The sequence below is a fragment of the Variovorax sp. 05L425 genome, assembly GCF_056397705.1.
The window spans coordinates 25201-44152 of sequence record NZ_JBFTNY010000014.1 but is presented as its reverse complement, the minus strand read 5'-3'; the positions used below and the strand labels follow the sequence as shown (position 1 = coordinate 44152).

The following is an 18952-nucleotide window of genomic DNA, read 5'->3' as shown; positions in this document are numbered from 1 at the left end:
CGTCCTTTGTCTCGGTCCTACGGAGCGCTCAATTCCGCCGAAGCGAGAGAGCCGAGGTCGTATCCTCCTGCGATCAGCACATTGCCATTCGACAGCAGGGTCGCAGTGTGGAAGTAACGCGGCGAGTGCAAAGATCCGGTCATCGTCCACTGCCCGGCCGCAGGGTCGTAGCGCTCGGCCGTCTCCAGAGTGACGTCGTTGTCGTAGCCGCCCGCGACCAGCACCCTGCCATCGAACATGAGCGTCGCGGTATCGCCGGTGCGTGGAGTGCTCATGGAGGCGGTCGGCGTCCAGTGGCCGGCGCCTGGGTCGTAGAGTTCCGCCGAGGCAAGTGAGGTACCACCGCCGAATCCGCCTGCGACGAGCACCTTGCCACTTGGCAGCAGGGTCGCAGTGTGGGTCAGGCGAGCGGTCGCCATGGCGTCGGTCGCCAACCACTGGCCGGCGACGGGGTCGTAGCGTTCCGCGCTGGCAATGGCACCGGTGCCGGCGAATCCTCCCGCAACCAGCACCGTGCCATTTGGCAACAGCGTCGCGGTGAAGACGCTTCGCGCTGCGCTCATGGCGGCGGTTGCCGTCCAGTGGCCTGTGGCGGGGTCGTAAAGCTCTGCCGTGGTGAGATAGGAGGCGCCATCGAACCCGCCCGCCACCAGGACCTTGCCATTCGGAAGAAGGGTCGCGATATGGCCGCTGCGAGCAACGCTCATCGAATCGGTCGGCGTCCACACGCCGGTCGCGGGATCGAAGAGTTCGGCGGTCGCCCAATCGCCGCCGCTGTACTCCCCGCCCGCCACCAGCACCCGGCCATTCGGCAGCAGGGTGGCCGTGTGAAAGAAGCGCGCATCGCGCATGGAGCCAACTCCCACCCAAACGCCGGCACCAGGATCGAAGTACTCTGCCGTGGCCAGAGTGCCGGCGTCGTCGTAGCCCCCGGCGACCAGCACTCTGCCATTGGGCAGCAGGGTCGCGGTATGGCTGGTGCGAGCGTGGCTCATCGGGGCGATCGATGTCGATGTGCCCGCACCTACGACCGTGATGTTCACGATGGTCGTGACCGAGCCCACCTCATTGCCGCCCGTCACAAGGTAGTCGGCCGCAGCCTGATCGTTGAGTGGCGTACCGGAGATGACACCGGACACGGCGTCGATGCTCAGCCCCGCAGGCAGCGGAGTGTTTGCCGCAAACACGCTGATCGCACCGCCGGTGCTGTATGGGTAGTTGGGCGAGATGGGAGTGCCCACCGAGTACAAGGCCATCGAATACTGATAGCCCAGCGAGGTGGGCGGCAAGCGCAGGTCGACCACCTGAATCTGCAGCGTGGTCGTGGTCGAGCCGGCACTGTTGCTCGCAGTCACTGTGAAACTGGTTCTTGCGGCGACGCGGCTGGGCGTGCCGGAGATGACGCCGGTGATGGGGTCCATCACCAATCCGTCGGGCAACGCGGGCTGCACGGCAAAGCCGCTGACGTCACCGCCCGACAGTGACGGATGGTTCGGCGGAATGGGCTGACCGATCGTGTACTCGGCATCCTGATTTCCGTAGTTCAAGTTCGAGGGCGGCTCTGCCTTGGCAACGACCGAGATCTGCAGGCGCGTCGTGACCAAACCCTCGAAGTTGGCGCCCCTGACGGTGTAGGTCGCCGGAGCGGCCAGCACGCGCGGTGTGCCGCTGACGACGCCACTCGTCGGATCGATCTGGAGGCCGTCCGGCAGCGCCGGAAACACTGCGTAGCGCAGGATCCTTCCGCCACTGCTGCTCGGGACATTGGGTTCGATCGGCTGGCCCATCGGGTAGACGACCGTATCGCGCACGTAGTGCAGACCCGCGGGCGGCACCGTGACCGAACCGGCACCGCCAATCGGAAAACTGAAGCCGCCACCGCCTCCTCCGCATGAACTCACGCACAGGATTGCGAGAAAACTGAGCACCCATGCCAGAAGGCCGGGCGCGACTTGCCACGTCGCGTTCTTCATTTCAGTCTCCGTCCCTCGTCGGGGATGGGGACTATGCGCCTAATCTCTGTTCAAGAACAGTTGTACGAACTTGCCGCGCCCGGAACGGCCCCCACGACGGCCGCGAGGTTGACTTCGTATTGGCCGTGGTCACCTGCGAGGTGATCACACGGTCGGCTGTCCCGCCCCGACCGCATACACCTCGACCGGCGCCGCCTTTCCACGGAACATCGCCGGCCCGAGGTGCTCGGCCGGAATGCGCCCGCCGAGCGCCGCGCAGGTCGCGGGATCGATCAGGATCGACCGCTTCGCGAGCTTGGTGTGTTCTTCCAGCCGCGCGGCAAGGTTGACCGTGTCGCCGATGCAGGTGTAGGTCGCGCGCTGCTGCGTGCCGGTGTAGCCAGCGACCATCTCGCCGGTGGCGATGCCCACACCGATGCGGATCGCGGGCTTCGGCGTCGCGATGCGATCGACGTTCAGCAACTCGATCATCTCGATCATGTCCAGCGCTGCCCGCACGGCGGCCTCGCTGTGGCCGGGCAGCGGCAACGGGGCGCCAAAGATCGCCATCAAGCCGTCGCCGATCATCTGGTTCACCACGCCGCCATGGCCGTTGATGGCGTCGAACATCAGCGTGTAGTAGGTGTTGAGAAGCTCGATCGTCTCCTCGGGCGGTTGCGATTCCACCAGCGCCGTGAAGCCGCGGATATCGCAGAACATCACCGTGCCCTGCACGCGCCGCCCGCCGAGCGCAAAGCCCGATTGCTGCAGGTCCTGCGCGACTTCGGACGTCGCGAAACGGCGCACCATTTCCTTCTGCTGGTCGCGCAGGCGCTTCTTTTCAAGGCTGGCGCCGATGCGCGCTTTCAGCAACACCGGATTGATCGGCTTGTGCAGGTAGTCCTCGGCGCCCAGTTCGATGCAGCGCACGATGTTGGCCAGGCCTTCGAGTGACGAGGTCACGATCACCGGAACGTCACGCAGCTTCGGGTCGGCGGTCAGTTCCTCCAGCACCTGAAAGCCGTCCATCTCAGGCATCTCGATATCGAGCAGCAGGAGGTCGAAGGGCTCGCGCCGCAGCAGTTCCAAGGCGATGCGTCCGTTCTCCGCGCAGTAGACACCGTGGCCGTGCAGCTCGAGGCTGCGAGTCAGCAGCAGGCGATTAACCTTGTTGTCGTCTGCCACGAGAAGGCGGGCAGGTGCGTGACGCAGGTCAACCATGGGTCAGCTCCGTGAGGGTTGCGGCGACTCGCGCGTATTCCTGCGCCAGCGCGTCGAGCGCATTCAGCTGCGGTGCGGCTGGCAGCCCGCCCAGTTCCAGCTCGCGCGCCATCTCGCCGAGCGTGTGCGCGCCGAAGGTCATGCTGTTGGACTTGAGCGAATGAGCCGCGCGGCGGAAGGTATCAGCGTCTCCGGTAGCGAGCGACTCGCGGAGTTCGTCGAGCATGGTGGGCGCTTCTTCGAGAAAGGTCTGGACCAGTTCCTGGATGAAGTCGTCCCCTGCGGTTTCCTTCAGTTCGTTGAAGGTCGCAAGATCGATGGTCGCGTCGCTCATGTCATCGTTCCCTCCGCGTCGGTACGCTGTTCAATGCCTCGACCAGGCGATCGACACGGATCGGCTTGGTCAGATAGTCGTCCATGCCCGCCTCCATGCACATCTCGCGATCTCCCTGCATCGCGTTGGCGGTCATCGCCACGATGCGCGGTCGCTTCGGCGCCGCGAGCAGCGAGCAGATCTGTCGCGTCGCATCCAGGCCGTCGAGTTCGGGCATCTGCACGTCCATCAGCACCACATCGTAGGCCTGGCGTTGCACCGACTCCACCGCCTCGATGCCGTTGGAAGCAAGGTCGGCCCGATAGCCCATCTGCTGAAGCAGGCGCGTCGCGAGTTTCTGGTTCACCGCGTTGTCTTCGGCAAGCAGGATGCGCAGCGGATGCCGTTGGGCCATCGACGGATCGATTCGGGCCTTGGTGTCGCCAACGGCGCGCGGCCTCGCGGCGGGCGCAACCAGGCTGAGCAGCGTATCGAACAGGTGGGACTGGCGGATCGGCTTCGCCAGATAGGCGTTGAACAGCGAATCGGCTTCGCCCACCTCGCGCCGGCCCACCGAACTGAAGAGCACCAGTGGCAGCGAGACACGGCGTGCCCGGATTCGCCGGGCCAACTCGACGCCGTCCATCTCGGGCATGTGCATGTCGAGGATCGCGAGATCGAAGCGCTCGCCCTCTTCGAGCCAGCGCAGGGCTTCGAGCGGCGACGGCGTGGCGCGCGTCTCCATGCCCCAATGGCCGGCCTGTAGCGAAAGCACGCGCCGGTTCGTCGCGTTGTCGTCGACGACAAGCATGCGCTTGCCCTGAAGCTCGGCCTGAACGCCACCGAAGTCGCGGCGACGGCTCGGCGGCAGTTGTGCCGTCGGCGCTTCGATCGTGAAGAAGAAAGTCGAGCCAGTGCCCGGGCCGTCGCTCTCGACCCACATGCGGCCGCCCATGAGTTCGGCCAAGCGCTTGCTGATCGCAAGCCCGAGGCCGGTGCCGCCATATTTGCGCGTCGTGCTGGAGTCGGCCTGCGAGAAAGACTTGAACAGACGGCCCATGCCTTCCGCCGAGAGGCCAATGCCCGTGTCGCGCACGGCAAAGGTCAGTGTCACCTTGCCCGTTGGAGCCGGCCGTGTATTGACCGTCAGCACTACTTCGCCGGCATCAGTGAATTTCACCGCATTGCTCAACAGGTTCAGCAGGATCTGTCGCAGCCGCGCGAGATCACCGCTCACGGCGGCAGGCACGTCACCCTCGAAGACGTAGGCCGTGTCGAGGTCCTTCTCCGTTGCACGCGCGCTCACCAGGTCGAGGGCGGACTCCACGCAGTCGCGCAAGTCGAACGGATGTGATTCGATGTCCATGCGCCCGGCCTCGATCTTCGAGTAGTCGAGGATCTCGTTGATGATGGTCAGCAGCGCATCGCCCGAATCGCGGATGGTCGCGACGTAGTCCTGCTGGTCGGCGTCGAGCTTCGTTTCGAGCAGCAGGCCGCTCATGCCGATCACCGCATTCATCGGGGTGCGGATCTCGTGGCTCATCGTCGCGAGGAACGCGCTCTTGGCTTCGTTCGCGGCCTCGGCCGCCGCACGCGCTTCCTGGGTCTGCTTGAACAGCGCCGCGTTCTGGATCGCGATCACGGCCTGGTCCGCGAAGGTCTTCAGCAGCTTGATTTCCTTCTCGGCGAACGGTCTGGGCGGCTGACGGGTGACATGGATCGACCCGATGTTCCGACCCTCCCACATGAGGGGAGCGACGATGACCGCGTAGCTGCCCATTTGCTCGGCCACCTCCCGCATGAACTGCGGCGCGTTCGGCGCGGCGAGCACATCCGCAAGGTGAAAGACCTCGGGCCCCAACATGCTCATGGATTTGATGACGGGCCGCGGGTAGTAGCGCTCCAGCACTTCGCGGGCAGAGCCCCGGTGCGCGCCCAGGTGCACCAGGCCGTCATCGCCGACCAGCGAGATGCCCACCTGATGGCCGGAAAACAGGCGCTGGCAGCTCTCCAGGATCTTGTCGAACACGGGCTGCGCGTCCGCCATGGAGCTGCTGATGACCTGGAGCACCTCGGCCGTCGCGGTCTGTCGGTCGAGCGTCTCCTGAGTCTCATCGAACAGGCGCGCGTTTTCCAGCGCGATGCCCATGCTCGCGGCCACTGTTTCGAGCAACTGGATTTCGCTGCGCCCGAAGGCGTATTCGCGTTCGTGGTTCTGCAGACCTATGACACCGAGTGCACGATCGCTGCCGATGATCGGGACCGCGACGATCGAATGCGCCCAGTCGGTGCCCGGCAACGGACGGAGTCCGGCCTTTGTCTGCTCGTCGCGCGTGTTCGTGACGCCGACCATGCGTGTGTGGAGTATTCGCGCCACCGGCTCGTCCGGCTGCAGCGGCCGGGCCGGCGGCAAGGGCAATGGCCGGTTGTGCTCGTAGCGGTACAGCGCCTGGACGAAGTTCGTCCGGTCGTCCCACCACAGGATGGTGACGTCGCCGGAGTCGAACATCTCGCGCAGCTTGTCGCCCACCATGCGAATGACAGCCAGGAATTCCATCCGGGCCACCATGCCTTGCTGGATGCTGTTGACGAAAGTCAGCTCGCCGGCACGTTGCGCCAACTCGGCCGTCAGCTCGGCCAAACGGCGTTCCAGGCCCTCGCGGACGCAGGTGCCGTCGAGCGCCGCGGCGGCCTGCTGCGCCAACAGGGCGATCAGATCGCGATCGCAGTCATTGAAACGGCCGGCAGCGCCTTCGATGTCGGCATACAGGTAGCCGATGGGCGTTTGCTGCGAGATCAGCGGTGCGATCAGACACGAGCGCTGGGCCTTCGGTTCGGCGCCCTCCGGGCCGTGCCGCAGGCTCGCGGCGCGGGTACGGCGGGCTTCCGAGAGCCAGGGCCGGATCGCGGAGAGCAGGCTGGCGGCGTCTTCGCCTTTCGGAAGCATCGAGCCGGCGATGTGGAATTCCCCATCGACATCGAGCGCCAGCAGCACGCGCTGGGCGCCGGTGAGATCGGCCGCCTCGTCGACCAGGAACGAATGCAGCTCGGTCTCCGCGCGCAGCTCGTTCAGGCGCAGCCCGCTTCGGACCAGCCGCTCGAAAGGCTCGCGCGCCCGCGTGCCCGCGCGCGACGCGTGCACCGTCAAAGGCCGGGACCGGGACTCTGCCATGGGGGCGTTTGCCTCCTGCCGTCAAGGGGTTGATGCGCGGGGGCGCACACGGCGTGGAGTCTAGCGGCGAAGCGGATCGCGGGCACGCCCGGCCCGAGGCGCGCCAACCGGGTCAGTTGTACGCGACGATGAGGAGCACGTCGGACGGCTCGCTGGCCACGGCGCCGGGGCCCCTTGTGATCGACACCCTTCCGCCTGCCGCGCCGAAATGACAGCCACTGGCGGTGATGGGCTTCCCGTCCGTGCACTGAACGACGAGCGGCGTCTTGCCGCGTCCATCGACGAACACGTTCGCGCTCGGCCGACTCTTCTGGAAGTCGATGACGACGCCGTTCGGCGATGCGGCGGAAGAGGCGGATTGCGGTTTGGATGAGACCTGTATGTCGAAGGGCGGCTCGACGATGCGTCCCGCGAAACGGATGGTCCCGCCGGCGGCGCTGGACACCATGGGTACGCACGCGATCGAGGTGGCCGCGAGGACGGCCCGGAGAAAGGAACGCGCGATACATGCTGGTCTCATGTCGAACTCCTTTTGATCCCGCCTTCGAAGCGGCATGAACCATGATGGATTGCGTGTCGTGAACTCCCCAATAGGGGGATTCCCGACGAAGGGATACGTACTATCCAACGTTGTCACAAATCCACCGCAGCCAACGTCTTGAACCGATATGGACGACCCAACCCACACTTTCGACCAGCTTCGCGCCCGCCTGCAGGGCATCGCCTATCGCATGCTGGGCTCGGTGGCCGAGGCGGAAGAGGTGGTCCAGGACGCCTGGCTACGCTGGCACGAGGCCGACCACGCGGAGCTCGACAGCGCCGAGGCCTGGCTGGTCACGATCACCACGCGGCTCTCGATCGACAGGCTTCGCACCGCGAAGGCGCGGCGCGAGCACTACGTCGGAATCTGGCTGCCCGAGCCGGTGCTGACCGACTCACCCGCAACGCCCGACGAGTTGCTCGAACGCGCAGACGAGGTGTCGGTCGCGTTTCTCATGCTGCTCGAACGGCTGTCGCCGGAGGCGCGCGCCGCCTTCCTGCTTCGCGAGGTCTTCGACGCGGACTACTCGGAGCTCTCCCGCGTGATCGGCAAGAGCGAAGCCGCCTGTCGCCAGCTGGTGCATCGCGCGAAGACACAGATCCGGGACGAGCGCCCGCGCTATGAGGTCTCGCCCGATACCCATGAGCGCCTGCTGCGCGACTTCGCGGCGGCAGCGACGGGCGGCAACCTCGCGGCGCTGAAATCGATGTTGTCGGAAGACGCCGAACTCATCGGCGATGGCGGCGGCAAAGTGCCGAGCTTCGGCAAGCCGATCGTCGGGAGCCAGCGGATCGCCCAGCTTTACTTCGCCGCCAAGCGACGCCACGGCGATGGCCTGCGCGTCGAACTGGCGAAGGTCAACGGCCAGTTGGGCCTGTTGCGCTTCGTCGACGGCGTGCTGGAATCTGCGCAGTCCTATGAAACGGACGGGAAACGCATCGTGCGCATCCACGTGCAGCGCAATCCCGACAAACTGGCCCGGCTGGCCGCGGCTTTCGGGCACTGATGTCACAAACCGATCCGCTCCAACGTCTTGTGGGGGTGGACGCCAATTTTCATCACCGAGGCTCGCAAACATCGATGGCGTGCATGCGCGATGCCTCACCTATCGGAGTCAACATGAGTCAACGCATCAACCCCTTGCAGCATTCCCCCGAACTGCTCAAGAAATACCAGGAGTTCAACAACCTCTTGAAGGACAGCGCCATCGAACAGACGGTCCGCGACCTCGTCCAGATCCGCACCTCGCAGATCAACGGCTGCGGCTTCTGCCTGGACATGCATGTCAAGGAAGCCCGCTTGCACGGCGAGCGCGAACTGCGCATTCATCACCTGCCGATCTGGCGTGAGTCGTCGCTCTTCTCCCCGCGGGAGCGTGCCGCCCTGGCGTGGGCAGAGATCCTGACGCGGCTGCCCGAGCACGGCGTGCCGGACGACATCTATGACCGCGTGCGCACGCAGCTGTCCGAGAAGGAGCTCACCGATCTCAGCTTTGCGGTCATGGCGATCAACGGATGGAATCGCTTGAGCATCGGATTCAAGAGTGTTCCCGGCTCGGCCGACAAGGCTTTCGGGCTGGACAAGGCGCAGCTGAACTGATCTTCCGCACAGGGGACACAGGAAGGCCAGGTCGGGTGAGGCTTGTCGACTATTGTGGAAGGCGCGTCAATGCGCTACCGTCCTGCACGAATTCGCCACCGGGCGAGTTCACGCAAGCCGCACCCTTCCTGGAGATCCCCCGATGACACGTGTCTTCAACTTCAGCGCCGGCCCCGCGACGCTGCCCGAATCCGTGTTGCGCCAAGCGGCGAACGAGATGCTCGACTGGCACGGCAGCGGGATGTCGGTGATGGAGATGAGCCATCGCGGCAAGGAATTCATCGCCATCCATGCGGAGGCTGAGAAGCTGCTGCGGGAATTGCTGGAAGTGCCCGCGAACTACAAGGTGCTGTTCATGCAGGGCGGCGCGATCGGCGAGAACGCCATCGTGCCCATGAACATGCTGCGCGGCCGCGGCGGCGCGGACTACATCGATACCGGCGAGTGGTCGAAGAAGTCGATCAAGGAGGCGAAGAAGTACTGCAAGGTCAATGTCGCTGCGAGCAGCGAGGAGGGCGGCTACACGAGCGTGCCCCGACAGGAGACCTGGAAGCTCGATCACGACGCGGCCTACGTGCATGTCTGCTCGAACGAGACCATCGGCGGGGTCGAATACCACTGGACGCCGGACACGGGCGAGGTGCCGCTCGTGGCGGACATGTCGAGCAACTTCATGTCGCGCCCGGTCGACGTCAGCCGCTACGGGCTGATCTACGCGGGCGCGCAGAAGAATGTCGGCCCAGCCGGCGTGACCATCGTGATCGTGCGCGACGACTTGATCGGCCAGGCCCTGCCGATCACGCCCTCGGCCTTCAACTACAAGATCCAGGCCGACAACGACTCGATGTTCAACACGCCGCCCACCTACGCGATCTACATCGCAGGCCTGATGTTCAACTGGATCAAGGCGCAAGGCGGGTTGACTGCGATGGAGACGCACAACCGCAAGAAGGCTGCGGTGCTGTACGACTACCTCGAAACGACCTCGTTCTTCTACAACCCCGTGGCGCGCGAAGACCGGTCGCTGATGAACGTGCCCTTCAAGCTGCGCGACGAATCGCTCGACGAAGCCTTCCTGAAAGGGGCGGAGGCGCGCGGCATGGTGCAACTCAAGGGGCATCGCTCGGTGGGCGGCATGCGGGCGTCCATCTACAACGCGATGCCGATCGCCGGCGTATCGGCCCTGGTGGCCTACATGAAGGAGTTCGAGGCCAGCCATGGCTGAGCGCCTGAAGGTCCTGGTGCTCAACCAGATCTCGGCGAAAGGTCTCGCACGCCTGCCCGACGCGCGCTACGTGACGGGCAAGGATTTGGCGGCGCCCGACGCGATACTGGTGCGCTCTGCAGACATGCACGCGATGGACATCCCCTCCAGCGTGCGCGCCATCGCACGGGCAGGAGCCGGCACGAACAACATCCCCGTCAAGGAAATGAGTGCGCGCGGCGTGCCGGTGTTCAACGCGCCGGGCGCCAACGCCAACGCCGTGAAGGAACTGGTGCTGGCCGGCATGCTGATGGCTGCACGCCACCTGTCGGATGCCTTGCGCTTCGTCGATCAGCTCGACACGAATGGCGCCGATCTCGATCGCGCCGTCGAACACGGAAAGAGCGCCTTCGCCGGCTACGAATTGGCCGGCCACACGCTCGGCATCGTCGGCCTGGGCAAGGTGGGCTGCCTGGTCGCCGATGCGGCGATCAGGCTGGGGATGCACGTGCTCGGCTACGACCCGGAAATCACGGTCGATGCGGCCTGGAGCCTGCCGTCGCAGGTCAAGCGGGCCGGCAGCGTGTCCGAGGTGCTGCGCAATGCGCACTTCGTGACGTTGCACGTGCCGCTCATGGAAGCCACCCGCAATCTCGTGAACGCCGACAACCTCGGCTTGATGCGGCCGGGGACGGTGCTGCTGAATTTCTCGCGCGACGGCGTGGTCAACAACGAAGCGGTGCTGGCATCGCTCAAGGCCGGGCACCTCGCGACCTATGTGTGCGACTTTCCCAGTGCGCTGCTGCAGCACCATGAGCGCGTCGTGTGCCTGCCGCACCTGGGCGCCTGCACGCGCGAAGCCGAGGAGAACTGCGCCGTCATGGTTGCCGACCAGCTTTGCGACTTCCTCGAGAACGGCAACATCGCGAATGCGGTGAACTTCCCGAGCGTGAGCATGGCGCGTGAATCGGCCGATCGTGTGGCGATCGCGAACGCCAACGTCCCCAACATGCTTGGTCAGATCTCGACTGCAATGGCGCGCGCTGGCCTCAATATCCACAACATGGTGAACAAGTCACGTGGCGACATGGCCTATACGCTGGTTGACGTGGACAGCCCGGTGAGCGATTCGGTGCTGGCCGATATCGGTTCCATCGACGGCGTCTTGTCGGTGCGGTACCTGCCGCACGTGGCAGGTTGAGGTTCAATCAATGAGGTTGCACAGGCACAAGCTCGTCGATGGGCGAGTCGTCTCCGGGGCGAAGGAACTTCGGCTTGTCGGCGCACTCGCCCTGGGCGCGTTTGCCGGCGGCGCATTGGCGATCGGCGCCCTCGCTGTCGGGCAAATATTGATCGGCCGAGCGCGTATCGGACGGATGGAGATCGATGAATTGACCGTGCGGCACCTGCACGTCACCGATCAGCCCGGCGCTCCGCCTGAGGAGAACGGCGCCTGAGCCCCTCAGATCGAGTGGCGGAGGTGAAATGGTTGCTGGCTATCCCGCTTCTCGAGTTGCCTCATCCGACGTTCGAGGTCGTAGATGTCGACGGATCCGGCGAGATAGGTCTCTTCGGTTTCCCGTTGGGTCTGAAAGCGGCGTTGAAGCGCGGTGAGCGCGCGATGCAGGAATGTCATGGCAGTACCTTGGTAGAACGCCAATATAAGGGTTTTCCCTAGTTTCTGCAGTGACTGCGCCCAGACCCGAGCGGCCTGAAGGGGCATGCGCTGACTGATCTGGCGACGCGCCCTCAGCGTTTTCGCGCGAGCGTCAACCCGTCGCCGATCGACAGCAGCGCCATGTCGACGCGCTGATCACGATGCACCTTGGTATTGAACTGCTGCAACGCCGCCGTGTCGGCATCTGTCGCAAGCCGCGCCACACTTCCGCTCCAGAGCGTGTTGTCGACCGCAATCAGCCCACCGGGGCGCAGCAGTTGCAGGCAACGTTCGTAGTAGGCGTCGTAGCCGGTCTTGTCGGCATCGATGAAGGCGAAATCGTACTGGCCGGCGGCGCCGGCGGCCAGTTCCGCATCGAGTGTCTCTCGCGCCGGGGCCAGGCGCAGATCGATCTTGTGCGCGACGCCCGCTTGCTCCCAATACGAGCGGCCGATACGCGTGTATTCGTCGCTGATGTCGCAAGCGAGCAGTCGCCCGTCATCGGGCAGGGCGAGCGCAACGGTCAGCGCGCTGTAGCCGGTGAACACGCCGACTTCGATCGTGCGGCGCGCACCCATCAGCTTGACGAGCAGCGCCATGAACTGGCCCTGGTCGGGCCCGATCTGCATGCCGGCGTAGGGATGGGACGCAGTGGCAGCGCGCAGCGCCACCTGAGCCGGATGCTCGCGGATCGATTGATCCATCAGGTACTGGAACAGTACGTCGTCGACGCGGAGGCTGCGGAGCGGCATGGGCTGTTTCCTTCGCGCGGGCGCTTCACCACTTGTCCCGCAACTGGCGCAGCTTGACGAACACCGTCTTCGGATCCGGCTGCTCGGGCAGATCGGGAAATTGCTCTCGCAATGCGGCGATCACGCTCGGGCTGGCGAGTCGCAGGAAGGTATTGAACTGCTTTTCCTCGCTCAGTGTCGTGACGCGCGCCTTCGCCGGATCGTGCCCTGCCACTTCGGGCAGCAGTGCTTGTGCCGCCGCGTTGTCGGGCTCGCGCGCGAGCGTGAACCGGATGTTGTTCTCGATGTAGTCGTGGCCCGGATAGACGCGCGTATTGGCAGGCAGCTTTGCGAGTTGTTCGACGAAGGTGGAATACAGCGCTTCCGGATTGCCGCCGTTGTGGCAGTTGCCGGCGCCTGCATTGAACAGCGTGTCGCCGGAGAACAGCGCCGGCTGCTCCGTGTGGGAGCGCAGGCAGATGTGGCACATCGTGTGGCCGGGCGTGTCCATGCACTCGAGCTCGACGGTCTTGCCGACCTTGATCACGTCGCCGGCCTTCACACCGCGGTCCACACCTTCGATGCGCGTGCCGACACGATGGTGCGCGATCACCTTGGCCCCCGTCGCGGCGACCACGGCTGCATTGCCGCCGGTATGGTCGTGATGCTCGTGCGTGTTGAGGATCTGCGTGATCTCCCAGCCCTTCGCCTTGGCGGCAGCCAGGCATTTCTGGTGATCCAGGGGGTCGATCGCCAGCGCCTCGCCGCTCTCGGGGCATGCGATCAGGTAGTTGTAGTTGCGGTAGGCGTTACCGGTCCAGATGCGCTCGACGATCATCGCTGGCTCCGAGGGGTGGGGTTTCCATTGTAGGAAGCCCGACCGCCCGCGCCCGCTGCTTCGCGCTACTTCGCGCCCAACGCGGGCAGGATCTCCTTGACCACCTGCTTGCCGTTGCGGGCCTCGGTCATGAAGCTCTCGCGGTCCAGGTCGCCGTTGGCGTCGATCGTCACGTCCATCAGCACGCCCGGCTGCTGCACGACAGTGATCGACAGGCCGTGCAGCGCCTGTGCGACGCGCTTACGGTCGAGGCTGCCGACCTTCTCCACGGCAGCTTTCAGGATGAACACGCCGGTGTAGCCCTTGACGCCGTTGTGGTCCGGGATGTACTTGTATTCCTTCTCGAAGCGCTCGCGGAACGCGCGCACGGGCGGCAACGGCGCATCGGCCGTCAGTCCTACGTGCGCGATGGCGCCATTGGCCGAATCACCGGCGAGTTCGATCACCTTTTGGCTGGTCAGCACGGTTTCGCCGACGATGGGCTGGGTCACGCCCTGCTTGCGCAACTCGCGCAGCGCACGGGCGGACTCTTCCTCGTTGGTGTAGACGAACACCACGTCGGCGTTGCTCTGCTTGGCCTTGAGGACCGCCGCCGAGAAATCAAGCTGATTCTGGTCAGTCGAGATATCGGCGATGACCTTCACGCCCAGCGGCTCGAGCGCCTTGGTCAGCGACTCCCGGCCGCCCCTTCCAAAGTCGTTGTTCACGTAGATCAGGGCGAGCGTCTTGGCCTTGAGGTTGTTCGCGATGTAGCGGGCCACCTTCGGCATCGCGGCATCCTGCGTGAAGCTGGTGCGGAAGATGAAAGGGTTGCCCTGCTTCGTGATCGAGGCCGCCTCTCCGCCGGTGAAGTTGGGTATCTCGGCGCGCTTGGTCTCGGCCATGCTGACCAGGATCGAGCCTGAGAAGACCGGGCCGAAGACCGCGAACACGTCGTCGTCCACCGCCTTCGTGGCCAGGCCTTTCGCGACGCCCGGGTTGCTTTGCGTGTCGGCCACGGTCATCTCGATCTTGTGACCGAGGATTCCTCCGGACGCATTGATTTCCTTCACGGCCAGTTCCGCACCGTTCTTGAAATTCGTGCCCGACGTGGCGCCGGCCCCTGAGAGCTCGACGATGGTCGCGATCTTGATCGGTTGGGCTTGGACGCCGGCCGCCATCGCCAATGCGATGCCGGCGGCGACGAACAGTTGCCTCAGAGGTTTGCGCATGAAGTCTCCTGGTCTGGTTATTGAAAGGACAGACGCAGCCGCGGCTACCGCCGGCAAGAAACTAGGGTTTACCCTATAATCGAGCCAACACGCTCTTTGAGGAGTCCCGAATGCTCACCGTCTTGATCTCTCTTGTTGCCGTCGCTGCTGTCGTTGTCTCTGGTTACGTGACTTCGAAGAAGCTGGACGAGCTTCACTGACAAATCGATTTCCAGTTGTCTCCTCCATCGTTCCTTCGATGGATTTAGCCCCCGCGCAGCAATGCGAGGGGGCTTTTTTCCGCGCGCCGATCTCATCGCATCTCATCGCCTGGCGACATACACGGCGATGACCGCCAGCACCAACACAAAAAAAGCAATGGCCAGCCAGCTCTTGGGAAGGCGCGCAGTCCCTCGGTGCGAGCGATAGTTTTCCAGTCTGGCGGGCAAGGTGCGCACATCGTCCATGCTGTAGGGCTCGAACCGTTCGTCCTGCTCGATCGCCCCGAGGATGCGCTGCAGGGCGGCCGCGTCTTCCTGATGACGCTCGACATTCGGCTTCTGGCCTTGGACCCGCTGGACGTGCGCCAGGAATTGCGAGCCGTCCGGTGTGAAGCCGATGTCTTCGCCGTGAACCGCCAGCACGCCGACCTCGATCAATCCTTCGATGCCGCGGCGCACGGCCGGACGCTCATTGACCGGTACGGTGGCCTGAAGACCCGTGCGCGAGGTCCGGTTCGCACCGGAAGCGCAGCGGTTTCGTACAAGCTGGGCGAGCACACCCGCGAATGTCGCGCGGTCGGTCAAAGCATTGGCCATGCGGTCCCCTCCAGCTTGTTATCGCGCGATGGGTTCGTCCCAACCGACGCGCAATGCGCAGCATGAGGCCGCGCCGCGCCGTTTGGGATCGGGAATGCCCGAAGGCTGAGGCTCAGCGGTAGCCGCTCTCGTTGGGGTTGTGGATGATCCAGATCAGGTTGCCGCTGGAGAAGTCCCCCATGCCGCCGCCAGCGAAGATCAGGCGGCCCTGGCCCTTGTAGGTCATCTCGAAGCGGTGCCGGTCGCTGCCGAAGTAGAACGGAATCCAGGCCTTGCCCGTCATGTAGGCGCCTTGGTCGGTCGGCGGCCCGGCGATGTCCGTCGCCTGACGCACGGACATCCCGATCTGCAATGGCGTGAACTTCGAATTCTTCGCCGGAATGCCGGTGATCTCCCCTTCGAAATCGTTAATGCCCTTCACGGTGCGGCCGCTGCCTGACTCGATCTTGGAGGAGTCGATCACATTGCCCTGGGCGTCCATGCCGGGCCGCACGCCCTTTGCCGCGGTGGCCCCCGGAGCGGCCGCGGGAACGGGTGCGGCAGCCACCTGCGCGGGTGCAGGTGCTGCGGCGACGGCGGGCGCGCCGGCCTCGGGCACACAGCGGTCGAGCTCGACCGCGATGATGTCGGGACCCGACCGGTAGGCGTACTTCATGATCTTGGCGGTCACCTCACCGCCCTGGAAGCCGGCCGGCATGTTCCTGCAGAAAAAGTACCAGTCGTCCGAGCCCTGCACCGTGAAAGCCGTCCCTCGTACGCGGTCCGTGTCGGTGCTCCTGGCCAACTGCAGCGTGACCGTCTTTCCTGCAAGACGCCGCGCAGCCGCGCTGTCGCTGCCGGCACTGCGCGCGGCTTTCCTGATTTCCTCGTACGTCATTGGCGCCGGGCCTTTGCGAGCGCTCTTCGACGCATCCGACTTGGATGGCGCCGCCGCAACAGGCAAGGGCGCCGGAGCGGGCGCAGGTGCAGGCGCCGCGACGGCAGGCGCGGAAGACTCGGCAGCTTTTTGGGGCTGCATCGCACAGCCTGCGGCCAATACAGAGATTGCTGCCGCGAGGGCGCAGGCCGACGAAGGGGACGTCAATTTCACGGATGAACTCCTTGTTACAGAATTCAGATTATTGACGCACTTGCACGGCGGCTTGGCGAGGTCAACCTCAATGAGGATGAGACGTCAGGTGCAGGTCCTTGTTACGCGATGTGTAACATAAGAACAAATTACACATTCAGTAATAACTCCGACGTTGTAGGTCAGCGGCCAGTCAACTCGATCTCCCCCAAAAAAATAAAACGCTCCCACATGATCCGTCGCAGGTTCTGGCCCATCCTCATTCCCCTATTTCTGGCATGCGCCTACTTCGTCCGCCCCGTCATCGACTTCGGCTGGGTCGCGGCCGGCCGTGGACTCGACATCGTTCGCGCCAAATGGCAAGCGCCCCTCTTCAGGGAGGATCGGCGGCACGCCGTCAATCGCGCCATCGAGCAGGGCGATCAAGTCGACGCCCATCTGCAGACGCTCCGACGCGCCTCCGACACCCACAAACTTCTCGGGTCACTCGATTTTTCGAGCAAGGACGCGTATGCGCGCTCCACCGAAGTCTTGCGCGCGCGACTGCGAGCGAGCCTGCACTATCCCCCGCCGGGGTTCGACCCCGCCTCGGCACCGAAGGCAGAGGAGACGCCGCTTGGAGAGGATGACGTCGGCACCTATGCCGAGCTGCGCATTCCGGTGCTCCCTGGCGTGCAGAGCACGGGACTTCTTGTGCGGCCCAAGACGGCGCACAAAGGCGATCGCCTGCCGCTCGTGATTGCCGCGGCCGGCCGTGGCGGCATGCCATCTGCCTCTGCCGATGGAAAGCTGATCGTCGTACGCCACAGCCCCCGCGATATTGCATGGGAGGCTTTGCAGCACGGATATGCCGTCTGGATGCCGACCTTCATTCACTACGGCAGGGCGGGCGACGATCTGCGGGACCGACTGACGGTACGCGCGTGGGCGGCCGACACTTCATTGCCGGCCATCGAAATGGCGAAGATCGTCAAGGCCATCGACATGTTCGCGAAACGCCCCGACATCGATGCGGAGCGCATCGCGATGGTGGGGCTTTCGTACGGCGGTTTCTATACGCTTTACACGGCCGCCCTCGAGCCCAGGATTCGCGTGGCAGTCGTGGCCGCCTATTTCAATGACCGGGAAGAAGTTCTCAACGCCTCCGAGCCGTACGGCTTCCTCGATTGGCGGTTTCCCGGCAGCCTGTCGATCTGGCGCGACCCGGCAGTGGTGGCGATGGTGGCGCCTCGCCCACTGCTGGTCCAATCAGGCAACCAGGACCAGCTTTTCCCGATCACCGGCGCTCGGCGCGCAGCCCCCGAGGCCGCAAGCTTCTATGCCCGGCAAGGCGCGGCGGATCGCTTCCGATTCATGGAGTTCGTGGGTCGACATGACCTCGATGGCGACGAAGCGGTGCGGTTCATCGACCAACATCTTCCTCCCACTGCGAAACGTGTACGACCGGCGCCCGAGCAGCCCGAAGACCTGTCGAATTCATAGGGCGAACTCATAGGCCGGTACCCGGATTCAGATGGATCCGGTGGATCCGGCCCGTGGAGTCAACAACGATGCAGGTGCCCGCCGTGCAGCGCAACGTAGTGAACGTAATTGCGCCACGCCTCCTGTGCTGCTCTGGCGCTGGCCTTCGCAGCATCGGCGGCTTGATCGGGTGAAGGCGCGCCATCTTCTCTCAGGAACACATGGAACGCCTCGTGTGCCGCACGCTGCGCTCGTCTGGCCAATGCATCGGCTCTCGTCGCTGCGGCCCTGAGCCGGTCGGCATCGTCAGTGAACTGCTCCATAGCACCTCCATATACGAATTAGGTTCTCGTTTCTTGGAGGTCAGTGTAGGACGGTGGACGAAATTGCGAAGACGTCTGAAGCGATATGCGAGAAGGAATATCAAAGGCAGAAGGAAGAGTGGTCCAACTCAATCATCACCCTTGGATCGCCGTCGCCCAACCAGACGCCGAATCGCACCAGCAAGTCCTCCCTTGTCGCCTGCTATCGGGTCCGCGGCAAAGATGGCACGCTGCTCGTCAAGCGCGAGGTGCAGCGCCGCCAGGTTCTTCTCGCTGTATGCCCAGGTGCCCGACACGACGTGCGCCCCCGATGAGACCGGCGTGATGCGAACATCCTCGACCCCGATCCGCTCCATCGCGGCGGCGCGCGAACCGGCCTGTTGTGCGGGCCCGCCGAGGCTCGTGATCGGACGCGCGAACGCGAAGCTGATCAGCTGTATCTGCGGGAAGTGCTCCGAGACGAACGCGCAGATCTCGAAGAAGATGAGGCGTCCGATGTGCCTTTGTTCATCCAGCACGACCTGGGTCGGGGTGAACGGCTCGATGTGGATCTGTGTGCCGGCGTTCAGCACGCGTACCGGGTCCAGTGTCCCCAGAAGCAACGCGCCCGCGTAGACGTACATGGGATCGCCGAGTTGATAGTGGGCGCCGTCGGGTCCTGTGATTCGAATGTGTGAGAAGTTCATGTAGGAGGCAGCGACCCGACGCGAGGTCGATCACTCCATGCCCCTTGGCGGCAGCGACGACCTCCATCTGTCGCCCCACCAATGTAAGAGACGCGAAAGTCTTTTTCCCGCAACTGCGACGGTTGTTTTCCGTCGCAAGCCACAGGAAGTCACACAAGCGTGTTCCCGACGACGCCG

At 64.5% G+C, this 18952-nt stretch carries 19 protein-coding genes; 6 read left to right on the top strand and 13 right to left on the bottom strand.

The window, feature by feature from the left end; all coding sequences use genetic code 11:
• Nucleotides 1-17: 17 nt before the first annotated feature.
• The 5 genes from AC1DN9_RS16810 to AC1DN9_RS16790 form a co-directional block, all read right to left on the bottom strand.
• Nucleotides 18-1973 (bottom strand): putative Ig domain-containing protein, encoded by a 1956-nt coding sequence (locus AC1DN9_RS16810; protein WP_478102127.1) that lies wholly within the window; start codon nt 1971-1973, stop codon nt 18-20.
• Nucleotides 1974-2117: 144 nt separating this feature from the next.
• Nucleotides 2118-3173: an adenylate/guanylate cyclase domain-containing protein gene (locus AC1DN9_RS16805; protein ID WP_478102125.1), complete on the bottom strand. Its 1056-nt coding sequence runs from the start codon at nt 3171-3173 to the stop codon at nt 2118-2120.
• Nucleotides 3166-3507, bottom strand: a complete 342-nt coding sequence (locus tag AC1DN9_RS16800; protein ID WP_478102123.1) for an Hpt domain-containing protein — start codon at nt 3505-3507, stop codon at nt 3166-3168. Before AC1DN9_RS16800 ends, AC1DN9_RS16805 begins: the two co-directional genes overlap by 8 nt.
• 1 nt (nt 3508) lies before the next feature.
• Nucleotides 3509-6658 carry a GAF domain-containing hybrid sensor histidine kinase/response regulator gene (locus AC1DN9_RS16795; RefSeq protein WP_478102121.1) on the bottom strand — a complete coding sequence of 1050 codons (3150 nt, stop codon included), beginning with the start codon at nt 6656-6658 and terminating at the stop codon, nt 3509-3511.
• Nucleotides 6659-6770: 112 nt separating this feature from the next.
• Nucleotides 6771-7178 (bottom strand): hypothetical protein, encoded by a 408-nt coding sequence (locus AC1DN9_RS16790; protein ID WP_478102119.1) that lies wholly within the window; start codon nt 7176-7178, stop codon nt 6771-6773.
• A 148-nt stretch (nt 7179-7326) separates the two neighbouring features.
• Here AC1DN9_RS16790 and AC1DN9_RS16785 point away from each other — a divergent pair, with 148 nt between their 5' ends.
• From AC1DN9_RS16785 to AC1DN9_RS16765, 5 genes are all read left to right on the top strand, one after another.
• Nucleotides 7327-8205 (top strand): RNA polymerase sigma-70 factor, encoded by an 879-nt coding sequence (locus AC1DN9_RS16785; RefSeq protein WP_478102117.1) that lies wholly within the window; start codon nt 7327-7329, stop codon nt 8203-8205.
• Nucleotides 8206-8318: 113 nt separating this feature from the next.
• Nucleotides 8319-8798, top strand: a complete 480-nt coding sequence (locus AC1DN9_RS16780) for a carboxymuconolactone decarboxylase family protein (protein WP_478102115.1) — start codon at nt 8319-8321, stop codon at nt 8796-8798.
• A 142-nt stretch (nt 8799-8940) separates the two neighbouring features.
• Entirely contained in the window at nt 8941-10023 is a 1083-nt protein-coding gene (serC, locus tag AC1DN9_RS16775; RefSeq protein WP_478102113.1) for a 3-phosphoserine/phosphohydroxythreonine transaminase, read from the top strand.
• A complete protein-coding gene (locus AC1DN9_RS16770; protein ID WP_478102111.1) occupies nt 10016-11203 on the top strand; it encodes a phosphoglycerate dehydrogenase in 1188 nt (395 codons plus the stop codon). Before serC ends, AC1DN9_RS16770 begins: the two co-directional genes overlap by 8 nt.
• Nucleotides 11204-11213: 10 nt before the next feature.
• Nucleotides 11214-11459, top strand: coding sequence for a hypothetical protein (locus AC1DN9_RS16765; RefSeq protein WP_478102109.1), 246 nt, complete (start codon nt 11214-11216; stop codon nt 11457-11459).
• 5 nt (nt 11460-11464) lie between these two features.
• Here AC1DN9_RS16765 and AC1DN9_RS16760 read toward each other — a convergent pair whose 3' ends face one another.
• From AC1DN9_RS16760 to AC1DN9_RS16735, 6 genes are all read right to left on the bottom strand, one after another.
• Nucleotides 11465-11638 (bottom strand): DUF3563 family protein, encoded by a 174-nt coding sequence (locus AC1DN9_RS16760; RefSeq protein WP_478102107.1) that lies wholly within the window; start codon nt 11636-11638, stop codon nt 11465-11467.
• Nucleotides 11639-11751: 113 nt separating this feature from the next.
• Complete coding sequence (locus AC1DN9_RS16755; RefSeq protein ID WP_478102105.1) at nt 11752-12411, bottom strand: class I SAM-dependent methyltransferase; 660 nt, start codon at nt 12409-12411, stop codon at nt 11752-11754.
• Between the two features lie 25 nt (nt 12412-12436).
• Nucleotides 12437-13228: a hydroxyacylglutathione hydrolase gene (locus tag AC1DN9_RS16750; RefSeq protein WP_478102103.1), complete on the bottom strand. Its 792-nt coding sequence runs from the start codon at nt 13226-13228 to the stop codon at nt 12437-12439.
• Between the two features lie 65 nt (nt 13229-13293).
• The gene (locus AC1DN9_RS16745) at nt 13294-14439 is read right to left on the bottom strand and encodes an ABC transporter substrate-binding protein (protein WP_478102101.1); all 1146 of its coding nucleotides are present in this window, start codon (nt 14437-14439) and stop codon (nt 13294-13296) included.
• A gap of 302 nt (nt 14440-14741) precedes the next feature.
• Nucleotides 14742-15224: a hypothetical protein gene (locus tag AC1DN9_RS16740; protein ID WP_478102099.1), complete on the bottom strand. Its 483-nt coding sequence runs from the start codon at nt 15222-15224 to the stop codon at nt 14742-14744.
• A gap of 124 nt (nt 15225-15348) precedes the next feature.
• Complete coding sequence (locus AC1DN9_RS16735) at nt 15349-16326, bottom strand: hypothetical protein (RefSeq protein ID WP_478102097.1); 978 nt, start codon at nt 16324-16326, stop codon at nt 15349-15351.
• A 210-nt stretch (nt 16327-16536) separates the two neighbouring features.
• On the opposite strand from AC1DN9_RS16735, the gene AC1DN9_RS16730 reads away from it, so the two are divergent.
• Nucleotides 16537-17787 carry an alpha/beta hydrolase family protein gene (locus tag AC1DN9_RS16730; RefSeq protein ID WP_478102095.1) on the top strand — a complete coding sequence of 417 codons (1251 nt, stop codon included), beginning with the start codon at nt 16537-16539 and terminating at the stop codon, nt 17785-17787.
• Between the two features lie 59 nt (nt 17788-17846).
• Here AC1DN9_RS16730 and AC1DN9_RS16725 read toward each other — a convergent pair whose 3' ends face one another.
• Both AC1DN9_RS16725 and AC1DN9_RS16720 read right to left on the bottom strand, forming a co-directional pair.
• Complete coding sequence (locus AC1DN9_RS16725; protein ID WP_478102093.1) at nt 17847-18089, bottom strand: hypothetical protein; 243 nt, start codon at nt 18087-18089, stop codon at nt 17847-17849.
• A 128-nt stretch (nt 18090-18217) separates the two neighbouring features.
• Nucleotides 18218-18775 (bottom strand): hypothetical protein, encoded by a 558-nt coding sequence (locus tag AC1DN9_RS16720; protein WP_478102091.1) that lies wholly within the window; start codon nt 18773-18775, stop codon nt 18218-18220.
• Nucleotides 18776-18952: the final 177 nt, after the last annotated feature.